Below are 12,818 nucleotides of genomic sequence, written 5' to 3' on the forward strand. Positions count from 1 at the left end.
ATATTCCTGAGCTATCACTAAAAAAATAGAAGACACTGTAAATTACAATGTCTTCCCTGTTAAATACGAATGAATGGTCTCTGCTATTTTTTGCGGCATTCCTGCTTCTATAATGTCTGTAACAGACGCTTCTTTCATTTTCTTAAGAGAACCAAAATATTTTAAAAGTGCTTTCTTCCGCTTTTCTCCTACTCCCGGTATATCATCCAATGCCGATTGAATCACAGATTTCCCGTGAATTTGACGATGGAATGTAATAGCAAAACGGTGCACTTCATCTTGAATACGCTGCAATAAGTAAAACTCTTGACTATTACGCTCTAACATAACAGGTTCAGGCGGTTCACCGATTATTAAATGTGACGTGCGATGTTTATCATCTTTCACGAGTCCTGCTGTTGGAATAAAAAGACCGAGTTCATTTTCTAACACATCACATACCGCAGCTAAATGACCTTTTCCGCCGTCAATTACAATTAAATCAGGGAGAGGCAAGTTTTCTTTTAAAGCACGTGTGTAACGGCGGCGCACAACTTCGCGCATCGATTCATAATCATCCGGTCCTTGCACTGTTTTAATTTTATATTTTCGATACTCTTTTTTTGCAGGTTTTCCATCAATAAAGACAATCATAGCGGAAACTGGGTTTACCCCTTGAATGTTAGAGTTATCAAACGCTTCAATTCTGTGCGGTGTTTCAATCCCAAGATGTTCTCCTAAGTTTTCTACAGCCTTAATTGAACGTTCTTCATCGCGTTCAATTAAATAAAATTTTTCATGCAGCGCAATTTTAGCATTCTTACTCGCTAAGTCGACGAGTTCTTTTTTCTTGCCGCGTTTTGGCTGCGTCGCTTCTACTTCTAAAAACTTTTCGATCAGTTCATTATCAATGCTGCTTGGTACAACAATTTCTTTCGGTTTAAAATGATTATTTTGTTCATAAAATTGCCCGATAAATGTCAAGAAACCTTCTTCTGGATCATCATAAATGGGAAACATCGAAACATCTCGCTCGATTAACTTTCCTTTTCGAACAAAGAAAACTTGCACACACATCCAGCCTTTATCTACCGCATAACCAAACACATCGCGGTCGACTAAGTCACTCATAATCATCTTCTGTTTTTCCATGATCGCATCTATATGAGCAATTTGATCTCGTAATTCTTTCGCTCGTTCGAACTCTAATTTTTCCGATGCTTCATACATTTTCGCTTCCAATTCCGAACGAACTTCTTTATGTCCACCATTTAAAAACTTAATAATCCCATCTACAATTTCTTTATTTTGTTCATCCGTTACTTCTTTCACACAAGGAGCTAAACATTGTCCCATATGATAATATAAACAAACTTTATCTGGTATATTTGTACATTTCCGAAGTGGATACATACGATCTAACAATTTTTTTGTTTCATGAGCCGACTGCGAATTTGGATACGGGCCAAAATATTTTCCTTTATCCTTTTTCACATTTCTCGTGATGAGCAAACGCGGCTGTTTTTCAGCTGTAATTTTAATAAATGGGTATGTTTTATCATCTTTTAATTGGATGTTATATTTTGGATCATATTTTTTGATTAAATTTAATTCTAAAATGAGTGCCTCCAGATTCGAAGAGGTCACAATATACTCAAAGTCAACGATTTCTCCGACAAGACGTAATGTTTTCCCATCGTGTGATCCGGTAAAATACGAGCGCACACGATTTTTTAACACCTTTGCCTTCCCAACATATATAACTGTTCCTTGCTTATCTTTCATTAAATAACAGCCCGGTTGATCTGGTAAAATCGCTAACTTCTCTTTTAAATGCTCGTGCACTCGTATTCCTCCGTTTCTTGCATGTTTATCCCGCTATGCGCGGGCCTCAAAATTCGGTGAAAGCATTGTCCAGCTCCAGTGGCTAGAATCTCCGGTCGTTTCGCCCCCTCGGACGCGGGCGCCCTGCGATTCTGAGCGAGCCGCTTCCGCTTTTCTAAAGAAGTTAGGTGGGAGATAAACTGCTGGCATGCGCCCGATTGGTAGGGGCTGATAATCAGTGGGGATGAAGCCCCCCCACTAATTAAAGTTTCACTTTATCATTCTTGTTTCACCTAGAAAAAATACAACAAACCATTTCCCCAACATACGTTCTTTTATTGTAACGGAAAGTAGAAAAAATGAAAACATTATACATAGCAATCGCTAAAGAAGATATAAAATTCCTTTACGAAGTTAACCATATTTTTTGTACATAAAAAAAGCTGCCTCGCAGCAGCTTTTTTCATATTAGAAGTGTTTAGATACTAATTCAACTAACGCTTCTTTCGGTTTGTAACCTAATGCTTGATCAACCACTTTACCATCTTTTACTACGAAAAGAGATGGAATGCTCATTACTTCGAATTTACGAGCTGTTTCTTGGTTTTCATCAACATCTACTTTTACTACCTTTACTTTATCGCCTAATTCTGCATCGATTTCTTCTAATACAGGAGCGATCATTTTACAAGGGCCACACCAAGGTGCCCAGAAATCTACTAATACAACACCTTCGCTTGTTTCAGCTGCGAAAGTTTGGTCAGTTGCGTTTACAATTGCCATTTTATTTCCTCCTTTATAAGCTTTCTAACCAAAGTATATCATTATCTTATATACGTGGCGAATAATATGTATCGTTAAGTATTGTATCAAATAATCATGCCTTTATACTATAAGAAAGTATTACTTTTCATACGAAAAAGCGAGAAGCAGGGGACCTCTCGCCTTCCTTTATTTATATAGGGGTAATTACTTAATGGGAACCCATTATGCGTAACGTAAGACTCAAGAATGTACTTTTAACTTTTTGAATTCTTCTGTTAGAAGCGGTAACACTTCAAATAAGTCGCCAACGATGCCATAGTCAGCTACTTTAAAAATGTTTGCTTCAGGATCTTTATTAATTGCTACAATAATCTTTGAGTTAGACATACCAGCTAAATGTTGAATCGCACCAGAAATACCACATGCGATATATAAATCTGGTGTTACAACTTTACCTGTTTGTCCAATTTGCAGTGAATAGTCGCAGTACTCTGCATCACAAGCTCCACGAGAAGCACCAACTGCTCCGCCAAGCACATCTGCTAATTCTTTTAACGGCTTGAAACCTTCTTCACTCTTCACACCGCGTCCGCCTGCGATAATGACTTTTGCCTCAGAAAGGTCTACACCTTCTGCTGTTTTTCGAACAACTTCTTTAATCACTGTACGCAAATCTTTTACGTCCACTGTCATAGAAGAAACATCGCCTTCACGTGCTTCATCTTTTTCAAGCGGCGCAATGTTATTTGGACGAATTGTCGCAAATAATACACCGTCTGTTACAATCTTTTTCTCAAATGCTTTACCAGAGTAAATCGGGCGTGTGAACACAACGTTTCCACCAGCCACTTCTAACGCTGTCACGTCAGAAACAAGACCTGCATGTAATTTCGCTGCAAGTTTTGGTGATAAATCTTTCCCAAGCGCCGTATGTCCAAAGACAATTCCTTCTGGCTTTTCTTCTTCATACACTGCTAGAAATGCTTGTGCATATCCATCAGATGTATATGAGCTTAACTTATCGCTTTCAACTGTCACAACGCGATCTGCACCGTAATGAATCAGTTCTTTCGCAAATGAAGCGACGCTTTCACCTAGTAAAAGACCGACAACTTCACCGCCCTCTGCAATTGTTTTTGCTGCTGCTACTGCCTCAAATGAAACGTTACGTAAAGATCCGTCACGAACTTCTCCCATTACTAATACTTTACGAGCCATATGTTTTCCCTCCTGGATATCCTAGTATTTTTTAAACTACTTTCGCTTCTGTATGCAACAACGATACAAGTTCTTTTACTTGATCTTGCAGTTCGCCTTGTAACACTTTTCCAGCATCTTTCTTAGGAGGTAAATAGATTTCAATTGTTTTTGTTTTCGCTTCTACATCATCTTCATCTAAATCTAAATCATCTAATTCTAAAGTTTCCAGCGGTTTTTTCTTCGCTTTCATAATACCTGGAAGCGATGGATAACGCGGTTCATTTAAACCTTGCTGTGCTGTTACTAAAAGTGGTAATGTCGTTTCAATTACTTCTGTATCCCCTTCAACATCACGCTCGATTTTCACGTTTGTACCGTCAATTTCAAGCTTTGTAATTGTTGTTACATACGGGATATTAAGCGCTTCAGCTACACGTGGGCCAACTTGGCCAGATGCACCGTCAATCGCTACGTTACCAGCTAAAATTAAATCGACATCCTTCTCTTTTAAGTATTCAGTAAGTATTTTTGCTGTTGTATATTGATCTCCATTTTCAACATCGTCTTCAATATTAATTAATACCGCTTTATCACAGCCCATCGCTAGTGCCGTGCGAAGTTCTTTTTCACCATCTTCACCGCCAACTGTAACGACTGTAATTTCACCGCCTTGTGCATCTCTTACTTGAATTGCTTCTTCAATCGCATATTCATCGTAAGGGTTGATGATGAATTCCGCTTCGCCATCGTAAATTGCACCATTCTTAATTGCGATTTTTTCTTCAGTATCAAATGTTCGTTTCATGAGTACGTAGATGTTCATTCTATTTACCCCCTTGTTTTTTATAAAAAAATTTGGTTAATTACAATATTCTGTTAATTTGTATTAAAAAAATATAGAACTACCTGCCACTAAAAGAAGGTTTACGTTTTTCTAAGAAAGCAGCAACGCCTTCTCTCCCATCCCCACTTGTAAACACTTCACCAAATAACTGTGCCTCGCGTTGCACGCCTTCATAATAAGAAGAAGATTTTGTTGTTTGCAATAGCTCAAGCACTGAGCGAACAGATGCTGCACTTTTTCCTGCAATCTTTTTCGCTAGCTTTAGCGTCTCTTCTAGTAATGCTTCTTCAGGGAATGCTCGATTTGCAAGCCCATATTCAGCTGCTTCCACACCTGAAATCGGATCGCTTGTTAGCATCATTTCACAAGCTTTTGCTTTCCCCACATAACGGGGTAAGCGCTGCGTCCCTGCAAAACCTGGGATTAGTCCTAGCGTTAGCTCCGGCAAACCGATTTTCGCAGTTTCACTTACAAAACGCATATGACAAGACATTGCAAATTCTAACCCGCCGCCAAGCGCTGCACCATGAATAGCTGCAATAATTGGCTTTGAAAACTTTTCAACACGTTCAAAAATCACTTGCCCATGTTGTGATAATTTCGTCGCCTCTCTTGCTTCTTCAACAGAAGTGAATTCTTTAATATCCGCTCCCGCTGAAAAAAAGCGACCTTCTCCATGAACAAGTACAACGCGCACATTCTTGTCCTTTTCCACTACATCAAGAAGTTCACCAACTTCACTAATGACTTGTGAAGACATCGCATTTGCTGGTGGATGATTAATTTTTACAATTGCTACGTAATCTTCCACCGTTACAGATAGGAAATTCAAATGTACTCCCTCCCCATTAATTGCGGTAACCACAAGCTGCTACTAATAGCTCATGCACCGTTTTTGAAATTGCGACCAAATCATATTTATGATCGCTCATTACCCAGTTGGTCACAACTTCATCTACTGTTCCGAAGATCATTTGTCTCGCCACGCGTACATTTAAATCCGTGCGAAATTCTCCCTGTTGTATGCCCGTTTCTAAAATTTCATCCATGACTTGCAAGTACCCTTTCAGCACTTCATTAATTTTGAGACGTAATTCTTGGTTCGATTGGCGAAGTTCTAGTTGCGTAACGATAGCAAGAGGATCATTTTTCGACAGTAAAGAGAAATGCGTTTCTACCAACATAAATAACTTCTCTACAGCGCTTTCAATTCCTGCTGTTTTTTGCCGAATTGTTTCAATAAATTCTCCCATCTTCTCCTGAAATAGAGATATCAATATATCTTCTTTATTTTTGAAATATAAATAAATAGTTCCATCGGCAACACCAGCTTGTTTTGCTATTTTAGAAACTTGCGCTTGGTGATATCCATTTTCCGCGATGACAATCACCGCTGCATCAATAATTTGGTTATATTTTGGTCGATTCTTTTTCACAGTACTATCCCCTTCAAGAAGATGACTGAATGATGATTCATTCACATTTTAATAATACTGACTATTTAAAATATTGTCAACACTGCTCTTTCAAAAAAAGAAAGGGCGTTTAGCCCGTCTGCTCATCTTCTTGTTTTCGCAACTCTTCCTCAACAAGCACACGACGTAAAATTTTTCCGACAGTTGTTTTCGGCAACTCTTTCCGAAACTCATATATTTTAGGAACTTTGTATGCCGCTAAATATTTACGAGCAAACTCATTTAATTCTTCTTCTGAACATGTTAGACCATCTTTAATAACAACGAAAGCCTTTACTGTTTCACCGCGGTACGGATCAGGCACACCTAGAACGACAACTTCTTGCACCTTTTCGTACTCATACAATACTTCTTCTACTTCGCGCGGATATACGTTAAATCCACTAGCAACAATCATGTCTTTCTTACGATCTTTCACATAAAAAAAGCCATTTTCATCCATATATCCAACATCACCCGTATGAAGCCAGCCATCTTGCAAAACTGCTGCTGTTTCCTCTGGTTTATTCCAATAGCCCTTCATCACTTGCGGGCCCTTCACAACGATTTCTCCAATCTCTCCTATCGGCAATGCTTCACCTGTCTCCAGCGAAATAATGCACGCATCCGTATCTGGCCATGGCACACCAATACTTCCCGGCACCCGTCTTGCCCATAAAAAGTTACCATGTGTAACCGGGGATGATTCCGTTAAGCCATATCCTTCTACAAGCTTTCCTCCCGTTACACTTTCAAATTGTTCTTGCACTTCAACCGGAAGCGGGGCGGAACCACTAATACATGCGCTAATGGAAGAAATATCATATTTATGAAGCTCAGGATAGTTTAATAGCGCAATATACATAGTCGGGGCTCCAGGAAATAACGTAACACGATGTTTTTTAATCGCCTCTAGCATCATTTTAATATCAAATTTCGGAACGAGCACCATCTTATACGCTTGCATAATTGATAAATTCATTACTGCCGTCATACCATATACATGAAAAAATGGAAGTACACCAAGAATGACTTCTTCTCCTTTTCTACAATTATACAACCAATGCATACCCATAATTGTATTTGATACAAGATTTTTATGCGTGAGCATTACACCCTTTGGGAACCCTGTCGTCCCGCCTGTATATTGCAGAAGTGCTACATCTTCTTCAGGATCACACGAAATGTCTAGCGCTTCATCCCCTGCATGTTCAATGGAATTCCAAACGTGGATATTCTCACTTTCTCTTACATTCACCACAAGGTTCGTTTGTTTCTTTTGCACAAATGGATATAATAAATTTTTTGGAAATGGTAAAAAATCTGCGATACGCGTTACGATGACATGCTCAATATCGGTTGAGGACTGCACATTGCTGACTTTCGGAAACACTAAATCGAGGCACAGAATGACTTTCGCCCCTGAATCATGAAGCTGATATTCAAGCTCTCTTTCTGTATAAAGCGGATTCGTTTGCACAACAATACCGCCAGCTAATAGTGTTCCATAATAACCGATAACACTTTGCGGGCAGTTTGGCAGCATAATTGCAACTCGATCCCCTTTTTCTATCCCCAGTTTACGAAGATAGTTGGCGAATTGCCTAACTTTACGATCTAGTTCTGAAAATGTAATATCTTTCCCAAGAAAATGAAGCGCTTTCTTATCTGGATATTGTGAAGCTGTTTGCTGTAAATACACATGAAGAGGCTGCATATCGTAGGAAATTGTATGCGGAATTTCCTTTGGATAACTGTTTAGCCAGGGCCTTTCCATATTAAAACTCCCCCTTCTCTACATTGATAAAACTACCATCAGCGTATCATTCTCCTAACTAACGGTCTGCTTTCCTCTAAAACAAGGAAAACTGAATGTGTATTCATGTTGCTTATTTTTATTATATTATAGGGATTATCACGTTACAATCATAATATTCAGACTATTTTATAACTATTACCATCCCACAAGCATTCTCCAGCAAACGAGTGTAATTACTCCAGTTAATAATGAAAACACAACTTGCCTTTTCCATATCCCTATACCAAATGCCACAATACCCGCAACTATATACTCAGAACTCCAGCTCCCTCCTTGCATATGAAACAGAACAAGTGGGATTGTTAACGAAGCAAAATGTTCTGAGTTATTCTTTTGTTTTGTTATAATGTTGTGAAGAAGGATTGACATAGTAATCTAATGACAATGAAAATCCTTTATTTTTCTTTTTACATAGAAGGAAACTATAAAACTTTCACGAATTTACCATTTGAATCCAATCATAGGAGGTTTGTTCTATGTTCCAAACAATTGAAGGCTTTTTAACATCATGGAAATACGAAGCAGAATCTACACAAAAGGTATTAGATGCTCTTACTGATGAATCGTTAAAACAAGCAATCACACCGGAAAACTGGACGTTAGGCCGTATTGCATGGCATATTGTCACTGCTATTCCTGTCATTACATCCCGTACAGGATTAAAGTTTGAAGGAGAAACGAAAGATTACCCTGTTCCAACGTCAGCTCAGCATATCGCAGACAGCTACCGTCAAATGAATGAGGCATTTACTCAAGCAATAAAAACACAATGGACAGATAAAGATTTAGCAACGATAAATGACTTTTTCGGAAAACCAATGCCAAATTCAATATTTTTAATGACTGTCATCAACCATCAAAACCATCATCGCGGTCAAATGACGGTACTCATGCGTCAAGCTGGATTAAAAGTTCCTGGTATTTACGGCCCTGCAAAAGAAGAATGGGCTCTAGCTGGAATGGAAGCTCCGCAGATGTAGTATTTGCTTTCTAAATAAAAACAAGGTTCCCCTTTTTTGAGGAACCTTGTTTTTTGAATATATATCACATCTCTCCTTTAATGGGGAAATGTATCCAGTTATAATAATTTAAAATGCACATAGATAGTATTGGAGCTAAAACGGATGGATTATATAAGCTATTTAAGAAATATGGTGGGACATGAAAAAGTAATCATGGTGGCCGCAGGTTGTTTTATATGTAATGAAAAAAATGAAGTACTTCTTCAGCTGCGCTCTGATAATGGAAAATGGGGACACCCTGGCGGATTTATGGAAATTGGTGAGACTGTTGAAGATACAGTAAGAAGGGAAGTCTTAGAAGAAACCGGTTTGAACTTAGGAAAACTTGAATTCTTTAATGTGTATTCTGGGAAAGAATACGAAAAAACGCTATCCAACGGGGATCAACTTGCCTTAGTGAAGTTAGCTTATATTTGTAGAGATTTCCACGGAAATTTACATACTCATACCGAAGAAAGCTTACAGCTAAAATTTTTCTCCTTAGACGAATTGCCTGAATTATGGAGTGACCAACAATCAGCTTTTGAAGATTTGTTGGAGTTTATGAAAATAAAGAATTAATTTTTCCTATTAGAATTAGATTTATACGAACTAAATCTCAATAATGAAAAAGACAAGACAGGTAAGAATCTTGTCTTTTTACTACAAATAATCTATTTTATAAAATTAAATCGCATCCTCTTTCTCAATGTTCCGAATTGCTAAGTAGGCAATCATAATTCCAACAGCTGCAAGAGCGAACTGAACTGGAATAATCGCGACCATTGAGAATGTTGGATTATAAGAACAAGCGAATGAAACGACAAACAGCGATGATAAAATTGTGATAGGGACAGAACGCTTACGCATCCCGAAATATAGCGGAATTAAACTTGTGCCAGCAGCAGCGACTGCAAATGGCACCATGTTAATCGCTTGTTGCATCCAGTCAGTAATTGTTATGGAGTATGATATAAATGAAAAGTAACTGTGTAAAGCAAAGACAGCGCCTGCAACAACTATGTTAGATAGCCAAATTGTTATGAACGTGAGTATAGCTACAATGAACAATTTACTAGCAATAATTTTCTTCCGATCGACCGGATAGGAGAACATGATTAATATTGTCTTATTTTTATATTCTTCAATAACTAATTGTGCAATTAATACAGCCGCAAACACGATAAACGTTCCCCGCACCATTGCACCTATAAATAGAAAAGCTTCCTCGGAACTTTCAATAAATACGTTTCCTTCTATTTTTTGTATATAGTTAAGGAAAATGAATAAGGCCGTAATAATAACGTTGGCAATTAACGCTCCTTTTACATACCAGCCAAATTTAAATTTTTTCATTTCTAGCTTCATGAGCTGCAGCATAATGGCCTCTCTCCTTATTTCATCTATTTTACTTAAACAAATCCACTTGCTCTATTTTTCTTACCGTCATATAAGAAATAAATAGCCCAGTACAAGCTAGTATAATTGGAATAGCAATAAAGTTAAACATTGTCCCTTCAGTCCCCCCACCTGAACTTAATAGAGCTACAACCACTATCGCTGATACAATCGTTGTCCGCACAGAATATTTTTTCATTCCAAAGTATATTGGAATTAAACTGATTCCCGTTGCTGCTAATGCATTCATGAATAGTTTTAATGCATTTTGGCTTAAGATTGATACGGTTAATGTTCCTGTAATAATTGGATGATACAAATTAAATACATAAACAACGCTAAAAATGATAATATCTGAAATCAGAATAAAACAAAATGTAAAAAAAATGATAATACATATTTTTGCAAACATTATCTTTTTACGATTGATTGGATACATAAATAACAATGTCATCGTCTTTTCTTGAAACTCTTGAATAATAAATTTGGAAATTAGACTTGCTCCAAAAATTATGAACACTGCTCGTGAAAAAGTGTCAATTATTGCAAACGCTTGATTATATCCATTCATTCCTGCTTTGTCATCCCATAATGCTAACGGAATAAATATAGAAAGAACACATATTGCAATGAGTGCTCCTCTAATAACAGGCCACATCTTAAATTTCATAAGCTCGAGTCTCATTAAATTAAACATAGATTTCCTCTCCATTCACGATATTTAAGAAATAATCTTCTAACGAACTATGTTTTTTGCTTATACCTTCAATTGCCGCATCATTCATGATTAACGTTTTAGAAATCGCTTGCTGCATCGCTGTCATATTTTACTTAAACAAATCCACTTGCTCTATTTTTCTTACCACCACATAAGCAATCAACACCCCTGCACAAGCTAATATAATAGGAATCAAAATAATATCGTACAACGAAAAGTGACCTTTTAAGCCTGATGTTAGTAGGGACATAATAATAACTGCAGATACTATCGTTGTCCTCTCTGAATACTTTTTCATGCCAAAATATAAGGGGATTAAGCTAATTCCAGTCGCTGCGATGGCATTCATTAATAATTTAGATGCATTTTGTAAAATCATTGTCATTGTTAATGGTTCTGTTATAACTGAATCATATACATTTAATATATAAAAGAAACTAAAGATTACAATTTCAGAAATGACAATAGAAAGAAATGTAAAGGTCATAATAATGAACAGTTTTGCAATCATCATTTTTTTACGATTAATCGGATACATAAACATCACTGTTATTGTCTTCTCTTGAAATTCCTGAATAATAAATTTGGAAATTAAACTTGCCCCAAATATCATAAATGTTGCTTTCACAAGAATATCAATAAACTGGAAAGCGTCATCGTAACTTGTAAATTCAAGTACTGTAACAAACCCTAACATAACAAGAAGCGCAATGAAGGCGCCTTTAATGACTGGCCATAATGTAAATTTGACAAGCTCTAACCTTATTAAATTAAGCATGGATTCCCTCTCCGGTCATAAGGTTTAAGAAATAATCTTCTAGAGAGCTATGCTTCTTATGAATCCCTTCCATTATCACATCATTCATAATGAGCGTTTTTGAAATTTCTTGCTGTGTTATCGTCATTTCATAAATTCGAATCATAGTTTCATTCATCACTTTAAAGTTTGTGAGACGTAATTTATTTTCTAAAATATAAACTGCTTTTTTCACATCCTGAACCGTAACCTCAATATATTCCGTTTGTTGTCCATTAATACTTTTCATCGAAACTTCTTTTATTAGCTTCCCATTTTGAATGACACCAATTGTATCTGCCATTTGTTCCATTTCACCCAAAATGTGACTGGAAACTAACAGCGTAATTCCATATTCTTTACAAAGTATTTTAAATAATTCTCTTAGTTCTTTAATGCCGATTGGATCTAAGCCGTTAATTGGTTCATCTAAAATTAACAGCTCTGGTTTTGTCGTAATTGCTCTTGCAATCCCTAGTCGCTGTTTCATCCCAAGTGAAAAATCTTTTACTCGCTTGTCGTCGACATTGTGTAAGTTTACAAGGTCTAACGCTCGGTCAATCGCTTTCTTGTCATAATAGCCCATATACTCACAGTGTAAATACAAATTCTCTCTTGCTGTTAGTTTTTCATAAAAGATTGGATATTCAATAATTGTCCCCATTCGCTTTAGCACTTCATATGAAGTATCTGTTAATTTCTCACCGAAAATTTCAATTTCACCGCTCGTTGGTTTGATTAAATTCGTTATCATTTTCATAATTGTTGTTTTACCAGCACCATTTGGTCCTAAAAACCCATATATTTCACCTTGTTTCACATGCATATTTACATTAGAAATAACTTCTTTACCATGAAACACTTTCATTAATTGATTCGTTTTCAATATATATGTCATTTTCATTCCCCTTTCGCACTGCTCCATATTTATATAGTAAGAAATGAAATTCTCTTTTTTCTTACTGCATTCTTACAAATTTCTTAAGTTGAAAAAAAGCTTGTAGAATTTCTCCTTCTACA

14 protein-coding genes and 1 pseudogene are annotated in these 12,818 nt (G+C 36.9%); 2 read left to right on the forward strand and 13 right to left on the reverse strand.

What is annotated here, in order from left to right:
- Window positions 1–42: 42 nt before the first annotated feature.
- The 8 genes from uvrC to WAX78_RS08680 all read right to left on the reverse strand — a co-directional run bounded on the left by uvrC (window position 43) and on the right by WAX78_RS08680 (window position 8,254).
- Window positions 43–1,824: an excinuclease ABC subunit UvrC gene (gene uvrC, locus WAX78_RS08645; protein WP_336481866.1), complete on the reverse strand. Its 1,782-nt coding sequence runs from the start codon at window positions 1,822–1,824 to the stop codon at window positions 43–45.
- A gap of 447 nt (window positions 1,825–2,271) precedes the next feature.
- Window positions 2,272–2,586: a thioredoxin gene (gene trxA, locus WAX78_RS08650; RefSeq protein WP_336481867.1), complete on the reverse strand. Its 315-nt coding sequence runs from the start codon at window positions 2,584–2,586 to the stop codon at window positions 2,272–2,274.
- Window positions 2,587–2,808: 222 nt separating this feature from the next.
- The gene (locus WAX78_RS08655) at window positions 2,809–3,786 is read right to left on the reverse strand and encodes an electron transfer flavoprotein subunit alpha/FixB family protein (RefSeq protein WP_336481868.1); all 978 of its coding nucleotides are present in this window, start codon (window positions 3,784–3,786) and stop codon (window positions 2,809–2,811) included.
- A gap of 31 nt (window positions 3,787–3,817) precedes the next feature.
- Window positions 3,818–4,591, reverse strand: coding sequence for an electron transfer flavoprotein subunit beta (gene etfB, locus WAX78_RS08660; RefSeq protein ID WP_336481869.1), 774 nt, complete (start codon window positions 4,589–4,591; stop codon window positions 3,818–3,820).
- Window positions 4,592–4,670: 79 nt separating this feature from the next.
- Window positions 4,671–5,444, reverse strand: coding sequence for an enoyl-CoA hydratase (locus WAX78_RS08665; protein WP_336481870.1), 774 nt, complete (start codon window positions 5,442–5,444; stop codon window positions 4,671–4,673).
- A gap of 16 nt (window positions 5,445–5,460) precedes the next feature.
- A complete protein-coding gene (locus tag WAX78_RS08670) occupies window positions 5,461–6,048 on the reverse strand; it encodes a TetR/AcrR family transcriptional regulator (RefSeq protein WP_429706457.1) in 588 nt (195 codons plus the stop codon).
- Window positions 6,049–6,157: 109 nt separating this feature from the next.
- Window positions 6,158–7,843: a long-chain-fatty-acid--CoA ligase gene (locus tag WAX78_RS08675; protein WP_336481871.1), complete on the reverse strand. Its 1,686-nt coding sequence runs from the start codon at window positions 7,841–7,843 to the stop codon at window positions 6,158–6,160.
- Between the two features lie 177 nt (window positions 7,844–8,020).
- On the reverse strand, window positions 8,021–8,254 hold the full coding sequence (locus WAX78_RS08680) for an AzlD domain-containing protein (RefSeq protein ID WP_336481872.1): 234 nt from the start codon (window positions 8,252–8,254) through the stop codon (window positions 8,021–8,023).
- A gap of 107 nt (window positions 8,255–8,361) precedes the next feature.
- On the opposite strand from WAX78_RS08680, the gene WAX78_RS08685 reads away from it, so the two are divergent.
- Both WAX78_RS08685 and WAX78_RS08690 read left to right on the forward strand, forming a co-directional pair.
- The gene (locus WAX78_RS08685) at window positions 8,362–8,865 is read left to right on the forward strand and encodes a DinB family protein (protein WP_336481873.1); all 504 of its coding nucleotides are present in this window, start codon (window positions 8,362–8,364) and stop codon (window positions 8,863–8,865) included.
- A 144-nt stretch (window positions 8,866–9,009) separates the two neighbouring features.
- Window positions 9,010–9,468 (forward strand): NUDIX hydrolase, encoded by a 459-nt coding sequence (locus WAX78_RS08690; protein WP_336481874.1) that lies wholly within the window; start codon window positions 9,010–9,012, stop codon window positions 9,466–9,468.
- A 105-nt stretch (window positions 9,469–9,573) separates the two neighbouring features.
- Here WAX78_RS08690 and WAX78_RS08695 read toward each other — a convergent pair whose 3' ends face one another.
- From WAX78_RS08695 to WAX78_RS08715, 5 genes and pseudogenes are all read right to left on the reverse strand, one after another.
- The gene (locus WAX78_RS08695; RefSeq protein ID WP_336481875.1) at window positions 9,574–10,266 is read right to left on the reverse strand and encodes an ABC transporter permease; all 693 of its coding nucleotides are present in this window, start codon (window positions 10,264–10,266) and stop codon (window positions 9,574–9,576) included.
- A 28-nt stretch (window positions 10,267–10,294) separates the two neighbouring features.
- On the reverse strand, window positions 10,295–10,981 hold the full coding sequence (locus WAX78_RS08700) for an ABC transporter permease (protein ID WP_336481876.1): 687 nt from the start codon (window positions 10,979–10,981) through the stop codon (window positions 10,295–10,297).
- Window positions 10,974–11,096, reverse strand: a pseudogene (locus tag WAX78_RS08705) (ABC transporter ATP-binding protein); the annotation flags it as partial. The gene WAX78_RS08700 and the pseudogene WAX78_RS08705, both read right to left, overlap by 8 nt.
- 15 nt (window positions 11,097–11,111) lie before the next feature.
- Window positions 11,112–11,780, reverse strand: a complete 669-nt coding sequence (locus tag WAX78_RS08710) for an ABC transporter permease (RefSeq protein ID WP_336481877.1) — start codon at window positions 11,778–11,780, stop codon at window positions 11,112–11,114.
- On the reverse strand, window positions 11,773–12,696 hold the full coding sequence (locus WAX78_RS08715; protein ID WP_336481878.1) for an ABC transporter ATP-binding protein: 924 nt from the start codon (window positions 12,694–12,696) through the stop codon (window positions 11,773–11,775). Before WAX78_RS08715 ends, WAX78_RS08710 begins: the two co-directional genes overlap by 8 nt.
- Between the last annotated feature and the right edge of the window lie 122 nt (window positions 12,697–12,818).

It is taken from the genome of Bacillus yunxiaonensis, from assembly GCF_037104695.1.
Classification (GTDB): domain Bacteria; phylum Bacillota; class Bacilli; order Bacillales; family Bacillaceae_G; genus Bacillus_A; species Bacillus_A yunxiaonensis.

Bases quoted from the DNA above. Each gene is read 5' to 3' on its own strand.
- trxA (WP_336481867.1), bottom strand. From the start codon at position 2,586: ATGGCAATTGTAAACGCAACTGACCAAACTTTCGCAGCTGAAACAAGC.
- WAX78_RS08655 (WP_336481868.1), bottom strand. From the start codon at position 3,786: ATGGCTCGTAAAGTATTAGTAATGGGAGAAGTTCGTGACGGATCTTTA.
- etfB (WP_336481869.1), bottom strand. From the start codon at position 4,591: ATGAACATCTACGTACTCATGAAACGAACATTTGATACTGAAGAAAAA.
- WAX78_RS08675 (WP_336481871.1), bottom strand. From the start codon at position 7,843: ATGGAAAGGCCCTGGCTAAACAGTTATCCAAAGGAAATTCCGCATACA.
- WAX78_RS08680 (WP_336481872.1), bottom strand. From the start codon at position 8,254: ATGTCAATCCTTCTTCACAACATTATAACAAAACAAAAGAATAACTCA.
- WAX78_RS08685 (WP_336481873.1), top strand. From the start codon at position 8,362: ATGTTCCAAACAATTGAAGGCTTTTTAACATCATGGAAATACGAAGCA.
- WAX78_RS08690 (WP_336481874.1), top strand. From the start codon at position 9,010: ATGGATTATATAAGCTATTTAAGAAATATGGTGGGACATGAAAAAGTA.
- WAX78_RS08695 (WP_336481875.1), bottom strand. From the start codon at position 10,266: ATGCTGCAGCTCATGAAGCTAGAAATGAAAAAATTTAAATTTGGCTGG.
- WAX78_RS08700 (WP_336481876.1), bottom strand. From the start codon at position 10,981: ATGTTTAATTTAATGAGACTCGAGCTTATGAAATTTAAGATGTGGCCT.
- WAX78_RS08710 (WP_336481877.1), bottom strand. From the start codon at position 11,780: ATGCTTAATTTAATAAGGTTAGAGCTTGTCAAATTTACATTATGGCCA.
- WAX78_RS08715 (WP_336481878.1), bottom strand. From the start codon at position 12,696: ATGACATATATATTGAAAACGAATCAATTAATGAAAGTGTTTCATGGT.